At 49.7% G+C, this 24,742-nt stretch carries 18 protein-coding genes and 1 tRNA gene; 8 read left to right on the forward strand and 11 right to left on the reverse strand.

Annotation, left to right across the window (positions count from 1 at the left end; translation table 11 throughout):
* Nucleotides 1-11 precede the first annotated feature (11 nt).
* The 3 genes from E8E00_RS03585 to E8E00_RS03595 form a co-directional block, all read right to left on the reverse strand.
* Entirely contained in the window at nt 12-905 is an 894-nt protein-coding gene (locus E8E00_RS03585; protein ID WP_096629453.1) for a D-hexose-6-phosphate mutarotase, read from the reverse strand.
* 92 nt (nt 906-997) lie between these two features.
* Nucleotides 998-1,993 (reverse strand): glyceraldehyde-3-phosphate dehydrogenase, encoded by a 996-nt coding sequence (gene gapA, locus E8E00_RS03590; RefSeq protein ID WP_069590018.1) that lies wholly within the window; start codon nt 1,991-1,993, stop codon nt 998-1,000.
* A gap of 359 nt (nt 1,994-2,352) precedes the next feature.
* A complete protein-coding gene (locus E8E00_RS03595; protein WP_096629449.1) occupies nt 2,353-3,213 on the reverse strand; it encodes a DUF2989 domain-containing protein in 861 nt (286 codons plus the stop codon).
* Nucleotides 3,214-3,365: 152 nt separating this feature from the next.
* Between E8E00_RS03595 and E8E00_RS03600 the strand changes: the two genes are divergently transcribed.
* Entirely contained in the window at nt 3,366-3,647 is a 282-nt protein-coding gene (locus E8E00_RS03600) for a YeaC family protein (RefSeq protein ID WP_069590022.1), read from the forward strand.
* A gap of 57 nt (nt 3,648-3,704) precedes the next feature.
* On the opposite strand, the gene E8E00_RS03605 is transcribed toward E8E00_RS03600, so the two are convergent.
* The 4 genes from E8E00_RS03605 to sppA all read right to left on the reverse strand — a co-directional run bounded on the left by E8E00_RS03605 (nt 3,705) and on the right by sppA (nt 8,945).
* Nucleotides 3,705-5,009 (reverse strand): YjiH family protein, encoded by a 1,305-nt coding sequence (locus tag E8E00_RS03605; protein WP_096629447.1) that lies wholly within the window; start codon nt 5,007-5,009, stop codon nt 3,705-3,707.
* Nucleotides 5,010-5,133: 124 nt separating this feature from the next.
* Nucleotides 5,134-5,802 carry a glutathione S-transferase family protein gene (locus E8E00_RS03610; protein WP_077455723.1) on the reverse strand — a complete coding sequence of 223 codons (669 nt, stop codon included), beginning with the start codon at nt 5,800-5,802 and terminating at the stop codon, nt 5,134-5,136.
* 108 nt (nt 5,803-5,910) lie between these two features.
* On the reverse strand, nt 5,911-6,924 hold the full coding sequence (gene ansA / locus E8E00_RS03615; protein WP_069590079.1) for an asparaginase: 1,014 nt from the start codon (nt 6,922-6,924) through the stop codon (nt 5,911-5,913).
* 134 nt (nt 6,925-7,058) lie between these two features.
* Nucleotides 7,059-8,945, reverse strand: a complete 1,887-nt coding sequence (sppA, locus tag E8E00_RS03620; RefSeq protein ID WP_096629445.1) for a signal peptide peptidase SppA — start codon at nt 8,943-8,945, stop codon at nt 7,059-7,061.
* Between the two features lie 214 nt (nt 8,946-9,159).
* Here sppA and E8E00_RS03625 point away from each other — a divergent pair, with 214 nt between their 5' ends.
* From E8E00_RS03625 to E8E00_RS03635, 3 genes are all read left to right on the forward strand, one after another.
* The gene (locus E8E00_RS03625) at nt 9,160-11,172 is read left to right on the forward strand and encodes an NADPH-dependent 2,4-dienoyl-CoA reductase (protein ID WP_096629442.1); all 2,013 of its coding nucleotides are present in this window, start codon (nt 9,160-9,162) and stop codon (nt 11,170-11,172) included.
* A gap of 113 nt (nt 11,173-11,285) precedes the next feature.
* The gene (locus tag E8E00_RS03630) at nt 11,286-11,834 is read left to right on the forward strand and encodes an NAD(P)H nitroreductase (RefSeq protein WP_096629439.1); all 549 of its coding nucleotides are present in this window, start codon (nt 11,286-11,288) and stop codon (nt 11,832-11,834) included.
* A 98-nt stretch (nt 11,835-11,932) separates the two neighbouring features.
* Complete coding sequence (locus E8E00_RS03635) at nt 11,933-13,885, forward strand: DNA topoisomerase III (RefSeq protein WP_096631478.1); 1,953 nt, start codon at nt 11,933-11,935, stop codon at nt 13,883-13,885.
* 10 nt (nt 13,886-13,895) lie between these two features.
* Here E8E00_RS03635 and E8E00_RS03640 read toward each other — a convergent pair whose 3' ends face one another.
* Nucleotides 13,896-14,654: a sulfite exporter TauE/SafE family protein gene (locus E8E00_RS03640; RefSeq protein ID WP_096629435.1), complete on the reverse strand. Its 759-nt coding sequence runs from the start codon at nt 14,652-14,654 to the stop codon at nt 13,896-13,898.
* 235 nt (nt 14,655-14,889) lie between these two features.
* Here E8E00_RS03640 and E8E00_RS03645 point away from each other — a divergent pair, with 235 nt between their 5' ends.
* Both E8E00_RS03645 and E8E00_RS03650 read left to right on the forward strand, forming a co-directional pair.
* Nucleotides 14,890-17,838, forward strand: a complete 2,949-nt coding sequence (locus E8E00_RS03645) for an EAL domain-containing protein (RefSeq protein WP_096629432.1) — start codon at nt 14,890-14,892, stop codon at nt 17,836-17,838.
* A 118-nt stretch (nt 17,839-17,956) separates the two neighbouring features.
* Nucleotides 17,957-20,029, forward strand: a complete 2,073-nt coding sequence (locus tag E8E00_RS03650; RefSeq protein WP_096629430.1) for an alpha-amylase — start codon at nt 17,957-17,959, stop codon at nt 20,027-20,029.
* Between the two features lie 43 nt (nt 20,030-20,072).
* Here E8E00_RS03650 and E8E00_RS03655 read toward each other — a convergent pair.
* The 3 genes from E8E00_RS03655 to E8E00_RS03665 all read right to left on the reverse strand — a co-directional run bounded on the left by E8E00_RS03655 (nt 20,073) and on the right by E8E00_RS03665 (nt 22,392).
* Nucleotides 20,073-20,149: transfer RNA gene (locus tag E8E00_RS03655), tRNA-Pro, on the reverse strand.
* Between the two features lie 107 nt (nt 20,150-20,256).
* A complete protein-coding gene (locus E8E00_RS03660) occupies nt 20,257-22,131 on the reverse strand; it encodes a DUF3413 domain-containing protein (protein ID WP_096629428.1) in 1,875 nt (624 codons plus the stop codon).
* A 42-nt stretch (nt 22,132-22,173) separates the two neighbouring features.
* Entirely contained in the window at nt 22,174-22,392 is a 219-nt protein-coding gene (locus E8E00_RS03665; protein ID WP_069590037.1) for a YejL family protein, read from the reverse strand.
* 77 nt (nt 22,393-22,469) lie between these two features.
* Here E8E00_RS03665 and yejK point away from each other — a divergent pair, with 77 nt between their 5' ends.
* On the forward strand, nt 22,470-23,486 hold the full coding sequence (gene yejK, locus E8E00_RS03670) for a nucleoid-associated protein YejK (protein WP_069590039.1): 1,017 nt from the start codon (nt 22,470-22,472) through the stop codon (nt 23,484-23,486).
* Nucleotides 23,487-23,704: 218 nt separating this feature from the next.
* Complete coding sequence (locus E8E00_RS03675; protein ID WP_069590042.1) at nt 23,705-24,685, forward strand: TRAP transporter substrate-binding protein; 981 nt, start codon at nt 23,705-23,707, stop codon at nt 24,683-24,685.
* Nucleotides 24,686-24,742 lie beyond the last annotated feature (57 nt).

Below are 24,742 nucleotides of genomic sequence, written 5' to 3' on the forward strand. Positions count from 1 at the left end.
TTGCAGATTATCTAGAGCAGCAACTCACCATGTTTTTCGTCATGAATACAGGTGTTCAGCGTGTGGCTTTCTCCCGGTGCTAGCTGAATACTGGGCTGCTCAATGGCGGCTTCAATACAGACAAAATGTAGATAGCCGTCGTCGTCCATATCAGACATTTGTACCGAAGCGGCTTGGCCTGGATTCCAGACGACTGCGCTCGTCTCGCCTTGATTATTGACGACAATACGTCGATATCCTGCCGTATCAGTCAGGGTTAATGACGAGGCTGAGTCGGTATAAATGCGGTCGACGGGCTCTTCAAAAGTCACGGTGCCAGAGGCGGGCTTTCTCTGTCCGTGGCTGAAATTGTCGAGATAGTGGCTTCCCACACCCGCTACGGTTGCTTGTTCACTATCCGCAACGGAAAGGTAACTGTGCAGGGCGCCTCCGATCTTAAATGGCAGTGAGTCGGTGTTTTTTACTGTTAAAGCGACATCGAGTGTGTGGGTGAGCCTAAATGTCATAACGGCTTCAAAATCGTGTGGCCATAGTGCACGGGTTTTTGCAGAGGAGACCAGCGATAATTGAATCGTCACACCTTGTGCATCTTCTTCAATGTGTTGAATGTCCCACATCACGCGGCGTGCAAAGCCATGAGAGGGAGAACCCGTTTGGCCGAACCAAGGAAAGCAAACAGGAATGCCACCTCGTAGAGGCGTTTTTGCATCGTAGACTGCATTGCCACTGATCCAAATTAGTGGCGCCGCATCGCGTGGAGAAAATGACAGTAAGTGTGCCCCAAATTGACTGATGGTGGCATCACAGGCTGGATGTTGAATCCGAAGAACGGGGACGGCTTGGCGATAACATAAATCAACTGACGCCGACAGCCGGCGCTCGAAGTGCAGAGTATGAGAAGTCATAATCGCGTCCTTTATTGCGCAGAAACGGCATAGAGCCCATAAACAAAAGGCGGCCAACGGCCGCCTTTAATCAATACTAGGCTAATTGCAACTTACTTAGAGATGTGTGCAACTAGGTCAAGTACTTTGTTTGAGTAGCCGATTTCGTTGTCGTACCAAGATACAACTTTAACGAATTTGTCGGTCAGTGCGATACCTGCTTTGGCATCGAATACTGATGTTTGTACTTCACCGATGAAGTCTTGAGAAACAACCGCATCTTCAGTGTAACCAAGAACACCTTTCAGCTCACCTTCAGACGCTTCTTTCATCGCGGCACAGATTTGCTCGTAAGATGCTGCTTTCTCTAGGTTGACAGTCAGGTCAACAACAGAAACGTTGGCAGTTGGTACGCGGAACGCCATACCAGTCAGTTTACCGTTCAGCTCAGGAAGTACTTTACCTACTGCTTTTGCTGCACCAGTTGAAGATGGGATGATATTCTGAGATGCACCACGGCCACCGCGCCAGTCTTTCGCAGAAGGACCGTCAACAGTTTTCTGAGTTGCAGTGGTTGCATGAACAGTGGTCATCAGGCCAGACTCGATACCGAACTTGTCGTTCAGTACTTTCGCGATTGGCGCTAGGCAGTTAGTGGTACAAGATGCGTTAGACACGATATCTTGACCCGCATACTCGCTGTGGTTTACACCCATAACGAACATAGGTGTTGCGTCTTTAGATGGACCAGTCAGAACAACTTTCTTCGCACCCGCTTGGATGTGCTGACGCGCTGTTTCGTCAGTCAGGAAGATACCAGTTGCTTCAGCAACAACGTCAACACCAGCCTCATCCCACTTAAGATCTGCTGGGTTGCGCTCTGCCGTTACACGTACTTTCTTACCGTTAACGATCAGGTTGCCGTCTTTCACTTCAACAGTGCCGTTGAAGCGGCCGTGAGTTGAGTCGTACTTCAGCATGTAAGCCATATACTCAACGTCAATCAGGTCGTTGATTGCTACTACTTCAATGTCGTCGCGCTCTACAGAAGCACGGAATACGAAGCGGCCGATACGACCAAAACCGTTAATACCTACTTTGATAGTCATTATGTTGCTCCACAACTTAATTTCTAGTGAGATGAAACTGGTAGTAAAATTACAGAATAGGACCCGTCCATGCAAGGGTAATCGCGCCCAAAATTGTTTAAAGTCAAAAAAAAGTACGGATTTTTTTTACATCACCTAAACATTTTGCGCCCCTGCGACTCTACCTGCCCCTTCTTTGACCAATAGGTACAAAACGAAAGGGTGAGGTATTGGATGACTGCTGGTGTACTGAAAAGCGTAGAAGCAGATGCGCAATCGTGAAAGGTAAGCACATCAATTCCGTTATTTATTGGCGAGCAATGGGTTGGTAAATTACTGACAGATAGAGGGAAGCGCCCGCATTCGCAGGCGCTTTGAGGTTAGGTCGGTTCTTTGGGGTCTAGCGCGTTGACTAGCGTGGCTTCGAAATCACCGTCTCGGATCGCTGAAGAGATGTCTTTTGCTAAGCTTTCCAACTGGTTGCGGCGTTCCTCTGACAGAGGATACAGCCGTGCTAACTGATCGCTATCGGCAATGGGTAAGTTATAGTCTTTACCCACTTTGGCCCATAGATACGCATGATCGAAGCGCTCCAACGCATGGTTGGTGGTCGCTAAGGATTTAATCGCTTCAGGGATCACTTCGTCACGTACCTCTTCATCGTTGCCGTCATACAGCTCAAGCACATGCAACAAGATACGAACGGTTTTGGGCCTGTCACGAGAGACGTAATAGGTGGCGAGTCCAAGTTGAAGCTGGGGAGTTTCAAGATGCTGTGTTCCCTCAAGTTTTAGAAATTGAGGTAAAGCGCTGTTATCGCCTTGTGACCAGCGGTAATAAATCACCGGTGGTTGATACGAGTCTTTCAATTCGCGTTCTAAGCGTTCGATAGAATCATAGGCGTGATAGACCGCTTCGGTGCGCTTCGTTTTTCGCTCTTTTAGGGTCGTTGGTTCGATTCCCGCAACCAGCTCCATGCAGCGTAAATAGACTTGCGTCTGTTTGAGCTCGGCCAGTTTATTGAGATCACTGGGCTTTTCATCCACAGCTAACCGTTTGAAAATCAAGTCTGAACGCTCAAAACGGCATTGGCCATCACCAATGTTTAACCCTTCGCACAATTCAGGATGCGTATCACACACTTGGTTGGTGGTCGGTTCCCCCTCACAGCCAGCCAGTAGCAAAAGAATTACGCCAGCAAAGGGAGCAGCAGTGAGTGATTTAGGTAATCTCAGATGCATGGTTGTTCGTATCCTCAATCAGTTGCGGTGAGTATACTTCAAATCTAAGTGTAGTTTATGTCCTAAAGCGTGATTTTGCGCACTGAACTCGAGATGCCGAAAGGCAGGTCGGTTAAGGCATAATAGGGACATGTCAAAAAGCGGAGCCATCCATGGATATTGAACAACTGTTAAAAGCGATGACACCAGAGGTTTACGATCGCTTGTGTTATGCCGTCGAAACGGGAAAGTGGCCCGATGGAACAGCGCTTAACCAAACCCAACGTGATCAAGCACTTCAAGCGGTGATGCTTTACCAATCGCGACATAACGAACAGCCTCAGCATATGACGGTTGCTAAAGGTGGACAGGTAACGTTCAAATCGAAAGCAGAGTTAAAACGTGAGTTTGCGAAGCCGGACGAAGTGCGTATTGATGTAAAGACGAAGCACTGATGAGTCGCTGCGACCGTGGTACGCGCCGCCTGTTAAAGCGGCGCGTTTTTGTATCATTTAGCCGGCAATGAGCAAGGCGAGGGGGATGGAAAGCATCAAACTTAATGCCGTGCGCAATGCCCAAATCACAACCAATCGGAACACGCTGATCGGAATGCTGGTAGCGAGAATGCAGGGAATCGATGCGGAGAAAAACAGTACACTCGACACGCAAGTAATCGCCGCACTAAAACGTAATACAAAGTCTGCCTCACTCAGTAACAGTGCAGGCAGAAACATTTCTGCCAAGCCAGCAGATGCAGCTTGGGCAAGCTGGTGGCCGTTATCTAACCCCCATAGTGCGGTTATGGGGTAAAAAATCCAGCCTAACCACTCAAAGACGGGGGTGTATTTGGCAGCTAACAGCCCTAACAACCCTACCGACATGATCGCAGGCAAGATTGTCATCGTCATCAACAAGCCATCTTTCACGGTGGCAAGCAGGTTGTGACTGACTCGGCCTGCTTGAGCGGCTTGAGATAAGCCAGTTTGATAAGCCAGCCCCCAGCGCTGTCCCTTGATAGCTTGTGGTTCCGGCGCTAGCACATTGTCACTTAAGCCTTTAATAGGCGGTAGCCGCACTGTAATGGCGGTGACAATAAAAGTGATGATTAACGCACTCCAAAAATACAGGTTCCAGTGAGACATTAAATCGAGGGTACGGGCCACAATAATCATAAATGTGGCTGAGACGGTCGAGAAACCGGTTGCGATAATGGTGGCCTCTTTGACCGAATATTGCCCATTTTTGTAGACCTTATCCGTAATGAGCAAGCCGAGTGAATAACTGCCAACAAACGAGGCGACCGCATCAATGGCAGAGCGGCCTGGGGTTCGCCAGATGGGCCGCATAATCGGCTGGAGCAAAATACCGATAAGCTCAAGTAGACCGTAACTGACCAAAAAGGACAGAAAAATCGCACCGACGGGGACAATCACGCCGACTGAGACCACTAGTTTGTTGAACAGAAAGGGCAGGATATCAGGCTCATGGAGAAAGGCTGGGCCAATTTTGGTGAGCGCCATGAATGCGCTAACGGCACCAATGCATTTCAATAACGTGAATAGCTTTTGACCGCCGCTTTGCCGCCACTGCCCCGTCCATAGTGGCATAATGGCACCGGCTAAAATAATCATGAGCACATACAGGTTGATCAGGTTGCCAAAGGTGTTTTTTATCCAACTAACAAGGTGATCGAGCGGAATGGTGGTGTTGCCATCAATAGAAATAGGGACGAAGAAAAACACAATGCCAATGGCACTCAGTCCGAACAGGCGCCATAACACCTGCGAATGGGAAGTAACTTGTCTGACGTGCTCCATGTCAGTCTCCAGCTATACAATATCCTAAATTTGTATATACCAGAATACAGGCTGTAAGGAATGCTAGTCGGTGAAAACCGTAAAGCGACTCACAGTTTCCACCAAGGGTGAGCATTGGTGCCAACTAATCATTTGGCGCAGAGAGACTGATTGGACTGGCGAAAAAAGGTGTCAGTTGGTGGTTCTCTTCCTGTGCATAATCGCCAAACAGCGGGTGCTGGCTGAGTGCTTCGAGATATTGATTTAGCTGGGTGTAGCTGCTGTCGAGCACCAGTCCTGCCATTTGAGCACAACGAAATAGACTCCATACACTGATGGTGGCCATATTGACCTTATCCGCAGGAATATGGGTAAGGAGTTGTGAAAGGTATTGGCAAGCTTCTGGTAGCGTTTTTAACGCATCATTGACGGCTTGGTGGTCTATGTCTTTTTCGAGCATATGACCCCGTACTACACGCTGATAAAACAAGGTATCCACGATTAAAGGGCTGAGATGGTGACGACAATACCACTCAATCCAGCGTATATCGGCACGGTGGCGAGCATTGCCGGGATACAGCAAAGGATCAGGGTACGCATCATCAAGGTACTCGGCCACGATTGTATCGTGATAAATCGTGTGCCCGCCATCGAGCAGTGCAACGATTGTTTGCATGGGCGGGTGGCGCAGCACGACTTCATGCGCTTCAAACGGAGAAGCTGGGACCAGTTCGTAATTCAGTTGTTTAAATCGTAAAGCCAGCGCAATTTTTCGCGTTTGTGGTGATAAAGAATCACCGTGCAACACCATCATTGTGGAACACCCTGATCGGCGAAATGTATGAATAAATTAGCAGATAAAAAAGCCGACATCATTGTCGGCTTCACAAACTCATGATTTTTTGACCAAACTTGAGACGAGCTAGTAATAGCTTAGCTCACCGCGTAGATCCTTTTGTACCATGGTGCGAAGGGTCTCAAAAGGCAAGTCTTGACTGAGCAAGAAATGGAGTTTGGCGAGGGCTGCTTCAGGCGTCATATCATAGCCGCTGAGTACGCCGGCATCAGCAAGGGCACAGCCAGTGGCATATCCCCCCATATTGACACGTCCAGCCAAACATTGGGTTAAGTTCAGTACCAACACCCCGCGTTCTGTTGCTTGTTTGAGTAGCGACAGTAGCTCAGGGTTCTGCGGTGCATTACCCACCCCAAACGTAAGTAAAATCATGGCATTAACAGGTTGCTTTAATGCATTGCGTACCACATCGGGTGAGATTCCCGGATACATCATAATCACAGCCACTGGTTGGTCGTTGATGGTATGTACTTTAAACGGACCTTGTGCCGGCTGATTAAGATCGGTGGCTTTCACTTCGATATGAATGCCCGCTTCCAGCAGTGCGGGTAAATTCGGTGAAGTGAACGCATTAAATCCATCTGCATGCGATTTGGTACTACGATTACCGCGCAGTAATTGATTATTGAAGAATAAAGTCACTTCATTTACCGGATAGTTCGCTGCAATATGCAGGGCGTTCAATAAGTTCGCCTGTCCGTCAGAGCGAAGCTCGGCAATGGGGATCTGAGATCCGGTGACAATCACAGGTTTTTCCAAGTTCTCTAACATGAACGACAACGCCGAGGCAGTATACGCCATGGTGTCGGTACCATGTAAGATCACAAAACCATCGTAGTCGTCGTAATTCGCTCCAATATCGTCAGCAATGCGTTGCCAATCCTCTGGCGTCATATCCGATGAATCAATGAGTGGTTCGTACTCATGAATGGTAAAACGAGGCATTTCTGGACGATGGAATTCTGGCATGTTTTCGAGCTGTTGCTGTAGAAACCCAGAAACAGGCACATAGCCATGATCGGATTTCTGCATGCCGATGGTGCCGCCCGTGTAGGCGATATAAATATGTTTACGTTCCATCATGACAAATCTGCATTAAATGAGCGTGAGCACAGTATACATGTAACCGTTACATGGTTGGTACTGCGTAACCACACAGAATCGAGGAAAACTTTGGGATAAAGCTCCGACCAGGACGGCCGGAGCAAAGCGTGCTACTGATACTGGCAATTTAAGCAGAACAAGTAACGCCCTTGAGGATCGTTAAATTGTTCGAGCATTGTCACCGACTGTAACTGCGGTGACGCCAGTAACTGGCTTGCAAACGTCGGGAGGTTCGCCTGCATCGCTTGGCCAAAAACCGACGCGGTTTGGCCGAGCATCTCAGTCATAAACTGCTCGAACGGCGTCAGCGGTTTTTGCATCCAATCCAGCTGATAGTTGTCCAAGCCCGCCAATTCTGCTGCTTGTGTCACCGCATCATCAAAGTCGCCTAATTGATCGACTAACCCGAATTTCAACGCGTCGCTACCGGTCCATACGCGACCTTGAGCCACCTTATCTGTTTCTTCCAAAGACAGGTTACGGTGCGTGCTAACCAAGGAAATAAAGCGGTGATAGCCGTGCTCAATGCCCAGTTGCATGATCTGGCTGACATCGTCAGGCAAGGCCCGAGTCACACCAACTCCCGAGAAGGGGGTTGTGCCTACGCCATCTGTGTGGACACCAATATCTTCCAGCGTGTTCTCAAAGGTGGTGAACAGGCTAAAAATACCGATAGAGCCGGTAATGGTGGTTGGCTGTGCGACGATGCGATCTGCGCTGGCAGAGATCCAATAGCCGCCAGAAGCCGCGACGCTAGACATAGAAACCACCACAGGCTTACCAGCTTCGCGCAGTGCATCGACCTCATTGCGGATAATTTCAGAAGCAAACGCACTACCGCCTGGGCTATCTACACGCAACACAACTGCTTTAACACTGTCGTCAAGGCGAGCATCGCGTAGCATCGCCGCCGTGGTATCACCACCGACGGTTCCTGGGCGCTGAACGCCATCCATAATCGGGCCACTGGCGACAACGACGGCAATATTATTGTCACCGGGGATGGCAAAGCGAGATTGAATTTTGGGTAGATAGTCGTAGTAGCTGGTGTACTCAAAACTGTCTTCCCCGTCGCTGCCAAATTTATCGGCAAGATAACGACGGATCTCTTGACGGGTCATCAACTCATCAACAATGCCAATATGTTTGGAAAGCGACGCAAAATCTCCCCCAAACGCCTCCAATGAGGTAATAAGTGTATCGGCAGAGGGAGAGAACATCGCCGCTTTAATGCCACGGTTTTTCGCCACATCGCTTACATACGCGTTCCAAAGCTGGTCGAGCCATGCTTGATTCGCTTCACGCGCCTGTGGAGACATGTCGGTGCGTGTATAAGGTTCGACAAAGGACTTATAAGTGCCGACTCGGAAAACGTGAGTCGAGACATCTAATTTATCGAGTAGATCCTTCCAATACAGGTTGTAACTGCCATACCCTTGGAGCATCACCATGCCATCTGGTGACATCAGAATTTCGTCAGCATAGCTCGCTAAATAGTACTGGCTTTGGCTATACATCCCACCAATCGCCACGACCGCTTTACCACTTTGCTTGAACTCATCGATAGCTTTGGCGATATAGCGAAGCTTGGTCAGGCTCGTGGATGGCATGTCGCCTAGGCTAAGCACCAACCCGTTAATCTTATCATCCGTCGCGGCATGGCGGATGGTATCGACGATATCAAAGAGTACGTTTTCGGTTTCAATCGGTTGTCCGAGCGCGTTGCGTGAGAGGGTATCGATCGGATCGATACGACGGCGCTGTTCAACAATGGGGCCGTTTATATTCAGTAACAACGCGTGTGGGGCGGGTTCAGCTTGAACGGCTTTTTTCGCGGTTGTGTCGCCGGTTGGCAGCGGCGAGTCGGCGGTTATCGCCCAATAAATGCCCACAATAACAGCAATGAAAAGCACATTTAACAAAAGCTGACGCACGAACCCGATAGCAACCCAAAGCCATCGGAACAAAGATGCAATGAAGCGAAACAGTTTTTTCATACTCTAATCCATCGATATATGTCGCTGATATCCTAGCTGATCACTGCAAGGATCGATAGCCCAAGCTTATCCCGTATCCGATAGAGTGGGGAGGAAAGTCCTACTGAGATCAACTATTCGACAATCGATGTTGCTGGTTTGTAAACGAACGTTTGAAAAACAGTAGCCGACAGCGCTATAGTCTGGTCAGACCACAACAATAAGTGAGCAAGCAATGGAACAGCACTCTTACCCCCATATGCTAGCCCCGCTAGACCTCGGGTTTACAACATTAAAAAACCGCGTTCTGATGGGCTCGATGCATACCGGATTGGAAGAAGCCAATGACGGTTTTAAAAAGCTCGCAGCCTTTTACGCAGAGCGCGCGAAAGGCGACGTTGGCTTAATTGTTACTGGTGGCTTTTCGCCGAATTTTCGCGGTCGATTGACTCCATTTAGCGCACAGTTTAGCTCTGGGCGTGCCGCTCGTGCTCATCGAGCCATCACAGATGCGGTACACGCTAATGGCGGAAAGATAGCACTTCAATTGCTTCATGCCGGACGTTATGCCTTCCATCCGTTTGCCCAAAGTGCCTCCGCAATCCGCGCTCCAATCAGTAAGTTCACGCCTTTTGCCATGAGCGAGAGGTCGATTTGGCGTACGATCAAAGCCTTCGGCCGCAGCGCCGCGCTCGCGCGAGAAGCGGGTTATGACGGGGTTGAAATCATGGGATCTGAAGGGTATCTCATCAACCAATTTTTCTGCCATCGCGCCAACCGTCGTTATGATCAATGGGGCGGCTCGGTGGAAAATCGCATGCGTTTTGCCGTGGAAGTCATGCGTGCGGTAAGAAAAGCGGCCGGTGACGATTTTATTGTGATCTTCCGATTATCGATGTTGGATTTGGTCGAGCAAGGCAACACCTTTGATGATGTGGTCGCGCTAGCGAAAGGCCTAGAGCAGGCCGGTGTCACCATTATTAATACTGGTATTGGATGGCATGAAGCGCGCATTCCAACCATCGCAACGCAAGTTCCTCGCGGCGCCTTTAGTTGGGTGACAGAAAAACTCAAAGGTGAGGTGTCGGTGCCTCTGGTTACCTGCAACCGAATTAATACCCCAGAGGTGGCCGAACAGATTCTCGCCAGCGGTCAGGCTGATATGGTTTCGATGGCACGTCCTTTCTTGGCCGATGCTGCCTTTGTTGCCAAAGCTAAAGCTGGGCAATCGGAGGACATCAATACCTGTATTGCCTGTAACCAAGCGTGCTTGGATCATGTGTTTAAAGGCAAGCGAGCCAGTTGCTTGGTGAACCCGAAAGCTTGCTACGAAACAGAGTTGGTGGCGACGCCAGTTCGGCAAGTGAAAACGGTGGCTGTCGTGGGAGGCGGAATGGCTGGGATCAGCTGTGCCACCGAAGCGGCTGAGCGAGGCCATACAGTGACCTTGTTTGAAAAATCTGATCGCTTGGGTGGGCAGTTTAACTTGGCGATGACCATTCCCGGCAAAGAAGAGTTCCAAGAGACTATTCGCTATTATTTGCGTCGTTTGGAGAAAGCCGGTGTTACCGTCCATCTTAATCACAGTGTTGAGGTCGACACCCTCAGGGAATTCGATGAGGTAGTGGTTGCAACGGGGGTTAAGCCTCGCCGTCCCGCGATTGAGGGCATTGATCATCCTAAGGTGATTGACTATCAAACCTTTATTCGTGAGCAACCTGAGTTGGGGAGTCACATTGCGATTATCGGCGCGGGCGGGATCGGCGTGGATGTGGCCACTATGATCACTGAACCTGCGAATCAACAACTGGATGACTGGTTGAAAGAGTGGGGGATCGATAAAACCATTTCTCACGAAGGGGGATTGTACCCTGCCCATGACACCAAGAGTGACAAGCAAGTATGGGTCCTGCAGCGTCGGGAAGGCCGCGTTGGCAAAGGCCCAGGGAAAACCACAGGTTGGATCCATCGTAAAACTTTGCAAAAACGAGGTGTAAATTTAGTGGGCGGTGTGACCTACCATAAAATTGATGATGGGGGATTACACATCAGCATCAAAGATGAGCCTCATGTCATTCCTGCCGACCAGATTATTCTCTGTGCTGGTCAAGAGTCTGTGAATGCGTTGGCCAAGACACTTGAGGCGGAAGGTTTGCCATTCCATTTGATTGGCGGGGCGGAGCATGCGGGAGAGCTAGACGCTAAACGGGCCATTCGTCAGGGCATTGAAACCGCACTCGCGCTGTAAACCCGTATAAACTGCGCGACTTTGTCGCGCAGTGGCTGTGTTAGCATAAAGCAATCAGTTCGATACGCTGCGGTGATACCGTGGTTACATATACGGGTTACAAGGAAAAGACCATGAACGCACTTGATTTGCTATTACAGCGCCGCTCTATTCCACGTTTAGCCGAGCCAGCGCCAAGCGGCCAAACGTTAGAGAACATTCTTCAAGCTGGGTTGCGCGCCCCTGATCACGGCGCATTAACGCCTTGGCAGTTTGTGGTGTGTGAAGGTGAAGGATTAACGCGGCTATCTCAGATTTTAGTGGAGGCCGCGAAAGCCGATGGCGCGGACGATACTGCGATAGAAAAAGCCAAACAAGCACCGTTTCGCGCACCGATGGTCATTGCGGTCATTGCGCGTACACGCTTTCATGAAAAAGTCCCGACGATTGAACAGCATATCTCCGCCGGTTGTGCCACCCAAGCAATGCAAATGGCAGCAGTTGCACAAGGTTTTCAAGGGTTTTGGCGTACCGGCTCCTTTGCCTATCACCCTGTTGTGCGCCAAGCGCTAGATGTAGATGGTGATGATGCGATTGTCGGCTTTTTGTATCTCGGCACCCCAGATTGCGCACCGGCCAATGCGCCAACGCGTGATACCAGCAAATACGTGAAGTATCTCTAATTCACTTTTAAAGACCTGTGTATATGTACAGGTTTTTTATTGCGCCCGCCATACGCTTTGCATACCATGTGGTTCATTGCACAGAGTTAGAGAGTGATATGGCGCGCCTATTTATCGCCGAGAAGCCCAGCCTCGGCAGAGCCATTGCCGCCGGTTTGTCCAAACCGCAAAAAAACCACAAAGGCTATATCGAAACCGCCAACGGTGATGTGGTGACATGGTGTATCGGCCACTTGCTTGAGCAAGTCGAGCCGGACGCGTATGACAGCCAGTACAAGCAATGGAAGTTAGCACATCTGCCTATCGTGCCTCAGCAATGGAAACTGCGTCCGCGTAAATCAGCGGCTGGTCAATTAGCGATCTTGAAAAAACTGATCAAGCAGTTTGATCACCTCGTACACGCAGGTGATCCTGATCGCGAAGGACAACTACTGGTTGATGAAGTCATTGATTATGCGGGAGTGAGTTCAGCGAAAAAGGCACGTATTCAGCGCTTGTTAGTCAGCGATCTAAACGTGTCGGCCGTGAAAAAAGCGCTCAACAAAATGGGTGACAATCACGCCTTTGTTCCGCTGTCCGTGTCAGCGTTGGCACGCTCTCGCGCTGATTGGCTCTATGGGATGAATTTGTCGCGAGCCTACACGTTACTTGGTCAACAAGCGGGTTACCAAGGCGTGCTGTCTGTAGGGCGTGTCCAAACCCCAGTACTGGGTTTGGTGGTCCGTCGCGACCAAGAGATCGAAGACTTTGTCCCTCATCCTTTCTATCAACTCGATGCTCTGTTGCCGTATCAAGGTGAAATGATCCGAGCTAGATGGCAGCCTAGTGACGCGTGCGCGCAATGGCAAGATGCACAAGGGCGCGTAATTTCTCGCGCTCTGGCTGAGAATGTTGCCAATCGTATTGCTGGCCAACCGGCAAAGGTGACAGAGGCCGAGCGTCAAACCCGCAAGCAGGCTGCGCCGCTGCCCTATAATTTGTCGGCCCTGCAAATTGATGCATCCAAACGGTTTGGCTTTAGTGCGCAAAAAGCGCTAGATATCTGCCAGCAGCTTTATGAGCGACATAAATTGATTACCTATCCGCGTTCGGACTGTCGATACCTGCCTAAGGGCCACTTTGCGGAGGCAGGTAAAGTCGTGCAAGCGATTCGACAAGGGTGCGAACCGCTTATCGATGCGTGCGATCAGGCAGATACCTCTAGAAAGAACAAAGCATGGAACGATGCAAAGGTCGGCGCGCACCATGCCATTATTCCCACCGCAAAAGCGGCGCCTGCAGGGCTTTCTAGTGATGAAGCCAAGCTTTACCAGCTCATCGCGCGCCAGTATCTCATGCAATTTTATCCACCGGCGCAATATGCAGAAGGCAAACTGGTGTTTGATATCGCGGGCGGTTGCTTTATTGCCAAAGGAAAAGTCCTGACCGTTGCAGGTTGGCGTTCGCTACTGCCGAATACGCAAGTAGCTGAGGCGTCAGCGAGCCCCTTGCCTCACTTACAGCCGGGCGAGCAACTAGTGTGTGAGCGCGGTGAGATAAAAGATTGTATGACGGAGCCGCCGGCCGCCTTTACCGAATCGAGTTTGTTGCAGGCGATGACGGGGATCGGTCGCTATGTGCAAGATAAAAAACTGAAGGATATTTTACGAGAAACCGATGGCTTAGGGACTGAAGCAACCCGAGCCGGGATCATCGAGTTGTTGCTAAAGCGTGGCTTGTTACAGCGCCAAGGCAAAACCTTACATGCGACACCGAGTGGAAAAGGACTGATTGCCGCGTTGCCGGATAGCGCAACCTATCCAGATATGACCGCGCAATGGGAGCGCCAACTGCAAGACATGGCAGAAAAAAAATGCGCCTATCAACCTTTTATGCATGCATTGACCGAACAATTACAAGGTTTGATTGAGACGGTAAAAACCGCACCGCCCCCCACATCGTTGAAGAACTTACCGCCGCCACCCAAGCGTCAATTTACCCGTAAACGGCGCACGGGGGATAAAACGCACCGGCGCAAGCGTGCACCCAAACGACAAGCGTCTACAGGCTGATGCTATGGGATTAAAACGCATAAGCGGCAATACAGCCCACTAACGTCATGACAAACAAAAAGAGTTTGAGCGTCTTTGGATTGGCAGAAATCGCAAATTTGACGGCTACGCGTGCGCCAGTCATGGTGCCGATGGCAAGGAGTAGCCCCGGCAGCCAATGCACCAGATCATCAGCAATAAAAACCAGCAACGATAAGGTGGTGAATGCAAGTGTACAAGCCAGCTTAAGCGCGTTGCCGCGCACCAGATCATAATTCAAGGTACCGCATAAAGCCGCCAGTAACACAAAGCCAACGCCAGCTTGGACAAAGCCACCGTAGAACCCTGCTAAACATAAACCCAGCCACGCACTCGGTGTGTCTTTCACTTTTTTAATCGGTGTTCCCGGTGGCGGGGTGAGGGTGGTGGGTTTGACTAACATCACCACTGTCATGGCAAGTAGCGTCCCCAGTAAAAGAGGTTTCACCCAGCTGGTGGGCAGCCAAGCGGCGGCAAGTGCGCCAAGTAAGCCACCAATCAAGCTGGGTACCAGCACTGGCCAGATATCTTGCGTATCAAGTTTGTCGTGGCGTTTAAAGCCAGCCATCCCCGAGGCGCATTGTAACCACACGCCAACGCGATTGGTCGCATTGGCGACGTCGGCAGGCATCCCCATGACCATTAACGCTGGCAGTGTCAGGTTGGAGCCACCGCCGGCTAAGGTATTTATAATACCGGCAATAAACCCAAGCGCGACCAATATCGCGCCATACTCCATGGTCAGTGTCATCCTTGTCTCCTGATGTCTAAAAAGCCAGCATCTCTTACTATGTCAATACGCATTATGTGTCGTGTAACGTCTTTGATGTGTTACTTGATCTAAACCATGTTGTCGGACACCATTCATCACAAACCGGCCCTAAGTGCTGGCGATTCTACGCGGCGGTTATATAATCCCGTGCTACGCCTGAAGTTGTTCATCATGTTCGCCTAAAAAAGTGGGCGAAATAAGGTTGTATTGCGTCATGCAGCAAGCAGTTCCCTCGGCGCTGGACTCTGTCGCCCGTCGTTCGGCCCGAGTAGGGTTTATATACAATATACTGATTTCTATCATGGTCTTCGTGCTTGTTGTCGCGTCAGTGGAATTCTGGCTATACCAACAAGAGCATGATAAACAGATAGATAAAGTGCGCGCGGCATTATTGGCCTATCGGTCTCGTATAGAGCTTAACGTGACACAAAACATGGATTTAAGCTACGGCCTAGCAACCTATATCAGTTTAAATCCTGAGCTTACCCAAGAGGCATTTGCCGAGTTCGCGGCGCAATTGATGTCTCAATCTTCCCATATTCTTAATTTTGGTGCCGCGCGAAATTGGGTGATTAGTCATGTCTATCCGGAGTCGGTGGGCGAAACCCTGCTCGGTACGGATTATCACGATGTTCCGTCACAACTAGAAAGCGTGCGTAACGCCCATGCCTCTGATAAACCCGTAATCTCAGGGCCTGTTGAGTTGCTGCAAGGTGGAACGGCGTTAATTGCGCGACAAAGCATTACCAATGCCCGTAAGCATCTGCCGTGGGGCGTGCTTTCCACGGTGCTAGACATTGAGGAATTGTTTACCGACAGCTTTACCCAAGGGGAGCGGTTACCCGTTCAAGTTGCCTTAGAAGGGCGCCGACGGCTGACTGAGTCGTTTAAGCCTATCTATGGGACGCCGCAGATACACACGCAGGATCCAGTCATCGTGACGATGAGTTTACCATCAGGTCAATGGCGTTTACTCGGGATCCCTGAAGATGGCTGGCACGGTGTGCGTTGGCACCCGAGAGTCTGGCTAATGGGTGTCATTGTACTCGGCTTTTGGCTAGGAGGACTCTACGGTCGCTATAATGCTGGCCGCAGCTTTGCACAATCAATTGGTCGGGTTGTGGATGATAGCCATCGTTTCCGCAGTATTTTTAAGCGTCACGACGCTGTGATGTTACTGCTGGATGCCAAAAGTGGCGACATTGTCGATGCTAACGACAGTGCCCAACAGTTTTACGGCTATGACCATGCGACACTGACATCCATGCGGATCAGCGATATTAATACCCATACCGAGAGTGCGTTGCGTCAAAGTCTTTCCCAAGCGCGTCAGCGTGATAAAAACTACTTTATCTTCTCTCACCGTTTAAAAAGCGGTGAGGTGCGTCAGGTTGAGGTGCACTCTTCACCCATCACCATAGGCCATGTCAAATTACTCTTTTCCGTGATCCATGATGTTTCAGAGCGACTTGAGGTTGAGCGTAAGCTGATGCTCAACGCAAAAATCTTTGAACAATCGAGCGAAGGGGTGCTGGTGACGGATGCAGACGCCAAGATTGTGGCAGTCAATGGGGGTTTTAGTGCGATTACGGGCTATCAAGAGGACGATGTTCTAGGTCATGATCCGTCCATTCTTAACTCAGGACGTCATGATAAAGCCTTTTTCCGCGCAATGTGGGAAGAGGTTGCCCAACAAGGCCGATGGAAAGGAGAAATATGGAATCGGCGCAAAGATGGGGTGGTATATCCACAACTGCTTTCTATCAGTGTGGTAAAGAACGACGCCGGTGAGGTGGTGAACTATGTTGGCGTCTTTTCAGATATCTCCAAGCTAAAAGACTCAGAGAAAAAGCTGATTGATTTGGCGCACTATGATGCACTGACCGGTTTGCCGAATCGCTTACTATTGGCATCTCGCACTAGACAAGCACTCAAGATGCCCATGGGGGCTCATGGCAAATTGGCTCTGATGTTCCTCGACCTTGACCAGTTTAAATTCGTTAATGATAGCCACGGACACGCCGTGGGCGATGAGCTGCTAAAGCTGGTGAGTCAACGCTTGTATGGTTTGTTAAGAGAAGGGGACACCTTAGCGCGACTGGGCGGAGATGAGTTCGTGGTACTGCGTTTAATTCACAGTGACAAAGCCGCATGTGTCAGTTTGTCCGAAGACATTATTCAGGCGATGAACCGCTTGTTTGTGCTCAGCGGGGGGATTGATGCTCAGATCGGTGTCAGTATCGGCATTGCCCAATACCCAGATAATGCTGCCAATACCGAAGAGCTACTGACCTTTGCCGATTCTGCGATGTACTTCGCCAAAAAATCGGGTCGCAACACGTATGCGTTTTACAATGATGCGCTAACCGTCGAAGCCAACAACAAATTGCGCTTAGCGGTGGAGCTACGGCAATGCGTGCAAAACGAAGAGCTTGAGCTTTTCTATCAGCCACAAGTGGATCTTGTGACCGGCAACATTATTGGTGTTGAGGCACTGCTGCGTTGGCACCATCCTGAACGAGGCGTGCTCTCGCCGTTTCATTTTATTGACGTGGCTGAAGAGCGCTCGATTATTCACGATATCACCCAGTGGGTGGTGGAAACAGGGTGTCGTCAGTTAAAACAGTGGCAAGATGCGGGTCTAATGGTCTCGTTGGCGGTAAATATCTCACCACGCAATCTAGCGGATATTACCTTTACGCAGGTCGTGGCTGAAGCACTGGAAAAAACGGGCGCCGATCCGCGCTTTCTCGAGTTGGAGATCACCGAAAACACCCTAATTGAAAATCAAGCCAGTGCACTGAAAGTGTTGGAGCAGTTGCGAGAAAAAGGGGTGGGTATTGCGATTGATGACTTTGGGACTGGGTATTCGTCGATGGCCTATTTAAAACGATACCCGATCTCTAAGTTGAAAATCGATCGACACTTTATCAAAGATATCCAAAGTGAAGCTCCGGATGAAGAGGAAGTGGCGATCGTGTCTGCGATGATCGCAATGGCCGATAGTCTCGGCATGGGCGTAGTGGCAGAAGGGATTGAAACCACTCACCAACAAGCGATATTGCGTGAGCTAGGCTGTACCTTCGGACAAGGCTTTCTGTATAGCCGACCTGTGCCCGCAGACGAGATCGCCGAGCTATTCGGCATTGATGAGAGTCTATGAAAACCGATTAACTCCGCCCTCTCTGGTTAGCCCTCACACTTTTAGGGCTGAGAGCCAAGAATGATGTTATCACCTTGCTGTTTTTTTACCCTAGTAGAAAATGGCAAGGAGCACGATCATGATCCCCTTATTTTCTTGGCGGCGCATTGCGCTGGCTGTGGCGGTTGCTTGTTCAGCCTCGGTGTTTGCAGCGCCACATATCACGGTTTCAACGTCAACCACGCAAACGGATGGGCCGCTTACTGACCAGCATCCCACTGTTTTCTCATTGGGTAAAAACACTTACAAGGTCTCGGTTAGTGGGCTTGACGGTGAATGCGACGCGACCTCACCGAGCCGAGTCAAATTCAACACGCCAATTCCTTTATCGTGCCACGCGGAGAGCCACTTTGAGGTCAATATTCGCTTTGCCGGTGATTATGGCTTTTATTTCGATCCTAGCACCCACACACTGAGTATTAAGCGGGAACCTAAAAAAACCGCGACTGTGTTTAAACGGCCTTTGCCCGATGTGCAATGCCCTGTTTATCGCGGTGGCCCTGTCACCCTTACTGTTGGTGAGGCATTCGCCGATGGCACACTATTGAAAGAGGCGCTCAGCGGTCAGGTTGTACGTGTTCGCGACCATCAGGTGACGCTGACCCCAGCATCAAATAGCGGTGGATTGATATTATTAGCGCCGATCGAGCGCGAACCTCAGGCATTTACCTACCGCAATGCCAATATCTACTTTGTAATGGTTGATCGCTTTCACAATGGCGATCCAAGCAATGATCACAGCTACGGTCGCCACGCCGATAATCAACAGAACATTGGTACCTTCCATGGTGGCGATTTGCAGGGGGTGCTCGAAAAGCTCGATTATATTCAATCACTGGGTACGGATGTGATTTGGCTGTCACCCATTGTCGAGCAGGTACACGGCTTTGTTGGGGGCGGCAGTGAAGGCGCGTTTCCTTTTTATGCTTATCACGGCTATTGGGCGCGAGACTTTACGCAAGTAGACCAAAACTTTGGCGATGATGCGGTGCTGAAAAAACTGGTAGAGGCCGCACATCAACGTGGCATGAAGGTCTTTCTTGATGCAGTGGTTAACCATCCTGGTTACGCCACCTTAGCTGACTTACAACAAGATGGCATTGAGGTGGTGAATGCGGACGCGTTACCACCGCAATGGCAAGATTGGCACCCCAAAAAAGGGCAGAGTTGGCATGATTTTCACCAAGTGGTGGATTATCAAAGCGCAAACTGGCAGCACTGGTGGGGTAAAGATTGGGTACGTGCGGGACTACCGGGCTACGATGCGCCCGGATCCAGCGATCAAACCCTGACTTTGGCAGGGCTTCCTGATTTTAAAACCGAATCGACCAAGTCAGTGACGCCGCCTCAGTGGTTGCTTGATAACCCCGGCACACGTGTAAAAGCTCAAGATGGCTATACGGTTAGCGATTATTTACTTGAGTGGCAAACTCAGTGGGTTGAACGCTTTGGGATAGATGGGTTTCGCGTCGATACGGTTAAACATGTTGATGGTGAGATCTGGCGAGCGCTTAAGCAGAAAGCCAGTGCCGCTTTGGCATCTTGGCGACAGAAGCATCAGCAGTCCGGCGCGCCTTTTTGGATGATGGGAGAAGTGTGGGGCCACAGCGCTTATCGCAGCCCGTATTTCGATCAAGGTTTTGATGCGCTCATCAACTTTGACCTGCAAAAACAGATGGACAAAGGTGCGTACTGTCTCAGCCAAATGGAAGACACTTATCATGCTTACGCCCAAACCATGCAAAACGAAGCGGATTTTATTCCAGTGAGCTATATGTCGTCACATGATACCGAGCTGTTCTTTAGCCGCTTCAAAGATATGGCGATGCAACGGGGCGCGGCCAATGCACTCTTGCTCACACCGGGGGCTATTCAAGTGTATTACGGCGATGAGGTTGGTCGAGACTTGGGTCCCTATGGAGATGATTTCCACCAGGGCACGCGCTCTGACATGGTGTGGTCACGTACTCCAGAGCAACAGCGTTTGTTAGCCCATTGGCGTAAGGTGGCTCAGTTTAGACAGCAGCATCCCGCCGTAGGCGCAGGGGTACATCGGGCCATTGCCCAAGACAATGCTTATGTCTTTTCCCGACAGCTAGGTGATGACACCATTGTTGCCGCCTTTGTCGGTCGAACCGCAAGCCAACCGTAGAAATGAAAAAGCCCGCCACTCAGAGAGTGGCGGGCGAGAAGATTGGTCGGTCTGACTGGATTTGAACCAGCGACCCCTGACACCCCATGACAGTGCGCTACCAGGCTGCGCTACAGACCGACTAAACGCTATATTACGAATCACCCTCACAGCTGTCAATTACTCAACGGCATTGTTTTCCTGTTTTTCAATCGTTTGGCTATTAATGCGCCACTTCGTGATTGAAATTAACGGTCATGCTCTTCTGGGTGATAGAAACGCTTCAATTCATGCATGACTTGCATCAATACAGACAGCTGCGGCTTACCTTCCGGCAAAGGGGTATAGTGCTTGTCATACACTTTATAGTTGCCGAATTTGTCTACCACCGTGGTCTTTTGTGGCTGCACAACCACGATATCACGGCTATCTCCAGCAATAACCCATTTACGCGGGCGATTTTTCAGCTCGAACAAATTGGTCCCACTGCTGTAGTTTTCAGCGGGTGAGCTCACTGACAGCATGGACTCCATCAAGGTGGGGGCCACATCTAGGTGACTGCTGTAATGGGTAATTTGTTCTGGGGCTTGGTTTGGCCAATGCATGACCAAGGGCACTTGCAACTGATAACGGCTGTAATTGGTATTGGAACCCCATGTATTTAAACCGGTTTCGTTAAACTCCATACCATGGTTGGACGTAATCATAACCACCGTGTTTTCGAGCTGTCCCGATTGTTTCAAGTCTTCCAATAAAGCGCCAAGCTGATCATCGATATAGTGCGCGGCATTGTTGTAGCTGTTTTTCAATACCAGCGCCGTTTGGGTATCGACGCCGGCCATCGCGCTATCTAATGACGGCTGGAATGGTTGTGGATAGTCACCGCTTTGCTCGTAGTCACTTACGGTAGCGAGCTCCAGATAACCAAACCAAGGCGATGCATCACGGGCCGCAAGCCATGCTTGCATCTGAGAGACTGCTTCGGCATCGGCTTGCCAAGCGGGGAGATCGGGCAGATCATCGCTTTGTAAGTCGGCGCTAAAGATACTTTGGTAATAAATTGGATTGGTAAAACCATCGCCACTGAATAGTCCAATCTGGTAGCGACGATTATTCAATGTATTCATGAGTACCGGACGCAGGCCTTCCGTGCGTGCACTTTGTGCATAGCTGCCGGGAAGACCATAGAAGAGCCCAAACAGCCCAGCCATGTCGTCATTGCTGCTGCTGAAGTGATTTTTAAACCATAGGTTCTCATTGGCAAACTGGTAAAGATGCGGCATGGTCACTGGGTTGAGCATGTCGGCGCGCAGCCCCTCGATCATCACCATCAATAGATTTTTCTGATATTTACTCGCATCCGGTGCAAACGCGAGAGGCTCTAGGGGATAGCGAATGACCTCGCTATTTTCCTGACCCCGCTGTTCGCGGAGACGTTGGTATTCTTGCCTATCCAGCAAGCCATATTTTTCCATAAAGGTCTTTGCTGTCATTGGATAGGAGACAGGGAAGGTCGAGCGTTGCGCAGTCACGGGACTATAGATAAATGCGTCAGCCCAAATATGGATCAGATGGCTAGAAATAAAGCAGATTGCAAACACGGTCGCGACCGGGATCCCGATGCGCTTGCGCGTCAGTTTACGAAGTTTACGCCACACCCATTCTGACATGATTAATTGGAGAATAAAGATAGCTGGCACGGCAACAAAGAGGTATTGCCAGTGTGCATTCATGTCAGTTTTTTCGCCGCTTAACAACAGCTCCCACACCAAGGGGTTAAGATGGAGGTGGAGGGTTTCGTAGGCATAAATATCGAGCAGCAACACCATCATACCCGTGGTCGCCACCAGTACGGCAAACAAGCGCATTAAGCGCTGTGAGGGAATGATAAAACTCGCCGGGAAGATGATCAGTATGTACAACGCAAACACAAGAAAGCCAAAATGGCCGACCCAGTTAAAAATCAGGTACGTTTGTCCTAACAGTGTTTCGGGCCATCCTGACTGGCTGATATAGCGTGTGCCAAGCAACATAGCGGCAATGATGTTAAAAAAGCTAAACCAATGCCCCCAGCTAATCAGCTGAGATACTTTGTCACGATACGATGTTCCGCTATCAACCATACGTCTTTATTCTTCTCTTTTAAGATGCTGCTGCACGGTGCGTTATTGTTTGTCGATAGAAGACAACAACGCTTGGGCGAATTTCTCGGCAAAAGCCTGACGTTGCGCGGCAGGAATATTCTGATTCAGGATATTGGTGGCGACGTTACCGACCACCATGAGCGACAAATCTGTTGACGCATCGTGTTGTTCTAACACATTGACAACATCACTGATGATGCGTTCCACTTGTTTGTCGTCATACTTTGAAGTTACAGGCATAAATTCGTCTTGTCGTAATAAAACCAAAGCTGCGTATAATAACCCACACTTTAGTCTTACTGAAAATCTTTTCAATCATGAGCCTCACGCTTTCTAACGTAATATTGCATCAAATCGTTAAGCAAGATGATGATTCGCTTAACGTTCATCTTCGTGACGGACCGTTACCGCTCAACGATCAAACTGACAATCTGATGGCCGATGTACATCGGGTATATCACGCAAAAGCAGGCAAAGGGTTTGCTTTATTTGACACTGACAGTGAATTTCAGCAGTGGTTAAAGGAATATCGTGACCAAGCCCTCGACTTTCGCACTTTTTCTGAAAAAGCTGTCGAACGTTTGCGTAATGAACTTGCTAAGTACCCCTTTGCCGACAGCGGTACATTAATCATGGCGCATTATCGTGCGCTTGCGACCGATTATCTGTTTATTGGAGTGGTCGAATCTAAGCACAGTTTGCGGGTGACGGATGAGCTTGACGTCAATGCGACTGAGTACCTTGACGTGAGTAAGATGGATATTGCGGCGCGCATCGATCTCTCCACATGGGAGACCGATGCAGACTCCAACCGATATTTGTCCTTCATCAAAGGCCGAGTCGGACGCAAAATTGCTGACTTTTTCCTCGACTTCTTGCAAGCGCAAGTGGGCATGGACAGTAAACAGCAAAACCAAGTGTTGATGCAGGCCGTGGAAGATTACTGCGATGATGCGCGTTTGGAAAAAGAAGAAAAGAACGCGTATCGCAAGCAGGTCTTTGATTATTGTAATGATCAACTTAAATCAGGCGATGAAGTGGTAGTGAAAGAGCTTGCTCAAGAATTACCGCCAACGCCTGATGGTGTCGATTTCTACCAGTATGCCAATCAACAAGGTTATGAGCTTGAAGAGCAATTTCCTGCCGATCGGACGACCATGCGAAAACTTACCAAATTTGTAGGGGCTGGTGGCGGCTTATCGGTAAACTTCGATGCCATGCTGTTAGGTGAACGCGTCTTTTATGATCCAGAGACCGATACCCTGACTATCAAAGGCACTCCGCCTAATCTGCGTGATCAACTGCAGCGACGATTAACCAGTCGCGACGACTAATCATCAAGACCAAAGTGATCGATGAGGCTAATTAGTAATGGGTGAATTTTCACCCATTTCTTTTTGGTCCGATCCCGTTTTCGTCGATTCACGCTGAATTGTTCCTTCTTCCTTGTTCACAGATTGACCTTGAGTGCCTAAAACGTAAATGAAACGTTATTTAAACGTCACTCAAATGTCATGAGTGACCTCACTGGCACAAGGAAAGAGGTTGAACAATGAAAAAGCTGACATTGTCTGCAATTGCACTATCGGTCACGTTAGCGAGTGCAGCTCACGCTGCTCCTGAAGTGATTAAGTTCTCCCACGTGGTGGCAGAAAACACGCCCAAAGGACAAATGGCGCTGCATTTCCGAGATCTTGTCGCTGAGCGTATTGGTGACAAATACGAAGTGGAAGTGTACCCAAACTCACAATTGTTTGGTGACGGCAAGGAGATGGAAGCGCTCCTACTTGGTGATGTCCAGTTTATTGCCCCTTCTTTATCTAAATTCTCCAAGTACACCAAAAAACTCCAAGTCTTCGATTTGCCATTTTTGTTTGAGGACATGGAAGCGGTTGACCGTTTTCAGCAATCAGATGCGGGGCAATCGTTGCTGCAGTCGGTCAAAAGCAAAGGCATGATCGGGCTGGGCTATCTGCATAACGGCCTCAAGCAATTGTCTGCCAGTGAGCCACTGCGGGTACCGAGTGATGCGTCTGGTAAGAAATTCCGTATCATGAGCTCGGATGTGTTGGCGGCACAATTTGATGCGGTAGACGCGGTGCCGCTTAAAAAGCCCTTCTCAGAAGTCTTTACCCTTCTACAAACCCGAGCCATTGATGGCCAAGAGAATACCTGGTCAAACATTTATTCGAAGAAGTTCTTTGAAGTTCAGCCTTATATCACAGCCTCAAACCATGGTGTGCTTGATTACATGGTTACCACCTCGGCGGAATTTTGGATGCAACTCCCAGATGCTGACCGTGAAGTGCTGAAAAAAGCGTTGGATGAGTCAGTGGCTTATGGCAATCAAATTGCGCAACAAAAAGCAGATGATGACCGCCAGAAGATCATTGACTCAGGACGCAGCCAAATTCTCACTTTGACCGATAAAGAGCGTGGTGAGTGGGTCGAAGCTATGCAGCCAGTGTGGCAGCAATTTGAGGATGAGATTGGTGCTGACTTGATTCAAGCGGCGGTACAAGCCAATCAATAATATCTAGCCGGGGATACCCCGGCTTTTGTTTTATCTCCGGTCTGACCGGGTTCATCC

Source organism: Salinivibrio sp. YCSC6, from assembly GCF_004916735.1.
Taxonomy (GTDB): domain Bacteria; phylum Pseudomonadota; class Gammaproteobacteria; order Enterobacterales; family Vibrionaceae; genus Salinivibrio; species Salinivibrio proteolyticus.

Bases quoted from the DNA above. Each gene is read 5' to 3' on its own strand.
- ansA (WP_069590079.1), bottom strand. From the start codon at position 6,924: ATGGAACGTAAACATATTTATATCGCCTACACGGGCGGCACCATCGGC.
- E8E00_RS03610 (WP_077455723.1), bottom strand. From the start codon at position 5,802: ATGATGGTGTTGCACGGTGATTCTTTATCACCACAAACGCGAAAAATT.
- E8E00_RS03645 (WP_096629432.1), top strand. From the start codon at position 14,890: ATGCAGCAAGCAGTTCCCTCGGCGCTGGACTCTGTCGCCCGTCGTTCG.
- E8E00_RS03640 (WP_096629435.1), bottom strand. From the start codon at position 14,654: ATGACACTGACCATGGAGTATGGCGCGATATTGGTCGCGCTTGGGTTT.
- E8E00_RS03625 (WP_096629442.1), top strand. From the start codon at position 9,160: ATGGAACAGCACTCTTACCCCCATATGCTAGCCCCGCTAGACCTCGGG.
- E8E00_RS03635 (WP_096631478.1), top strand. From the start codon at position 11,933: ATGGCGCGCCTATTTATCGCCGAGAAGCCCAGCCTCGGCAGAGCCATT.
- E8E00_RS03675 (WP_069590042.1), top strand. From the start codon at position 23,705: ATGAAAAAGCTGACATTGTCTGCAATTGCACTATCGGTCACGTTAGCG.
- gapA (WP_069590018.1), bottom strand. From the start codon at position 1,993: ATGACTATCAAAGTAGGTATTAACGGTTTTGGTCGTATCGGCCGCTTC.
- E8E00_RS03665 (WP_069590037.1), bottom strand. From the start codon at position 22,392: ATGCCTGTAACTTCAAAGTATGACGACAAACAAGTGGAACGCATCATC.
- E8E00_RS03630 (WP_096629439.1), top strand. From the start codon at position 11,286: ATGAACGCACTTGATTTGCTATTACAGCGCCGCTCTATTCCACGTTTA.
- E8E00_RS03660 (WP_096629428.1), bottom strand. From the start codon at position 22,131: ATGGTTGATAGCGGAACATCGTATCGTGACAAAGTATCTCAGCTGATT.
- E8E00_RS03585 (WP_096629453.1), bottom strand. From the start codon at position 905: ATGACTTCTCATACTCTGCACTTCGAGCGCCGGCTGTCGGCGTCAGTT.
- E8E00_RS03650 (WP_096629430.1), top strand. From the start codon at position 17,957: ATGATCCCCTTATTTTCTTGGCGGCGCATTGCGCTGGCTGTGGCGGTT.
- E8E00_RS03605 (WP_096629447.1), bottom strand. From the start codon at position 5,009: ATGGAGCACGTCAGACAAGTTACTTCCCATTCGCAGGTGTTATGGCGC.
- sppA (WP_096629445.1), bottom strand. From the start codon at position 8,945: ATGAAAAAACTGTTTCGCTTCATTGCATCTTTGTTCCGATGGCTTTGG.
- yejK (WP_069590039.1), top strand. From the start codon at position 22,470: ATGAGCCTCACGCTTTCTAACGTAATATTGCATCAAATCGTTAAGCAA.
- E8E00_RS03595 (WP_096629449.1), bottom strand. From the start codon at position 3,213: ATGCATCTGAGATTACCTAAATCACTCACTGCTGCTCCCTTTGCTGGC.
- E8E00_RS03600 (WP_069590022.1), top strand. From the start codon at position 3,366: ATGGATATTGAACAACTGTTAAAAGCGATGACACCAGAGGTTTACGAT.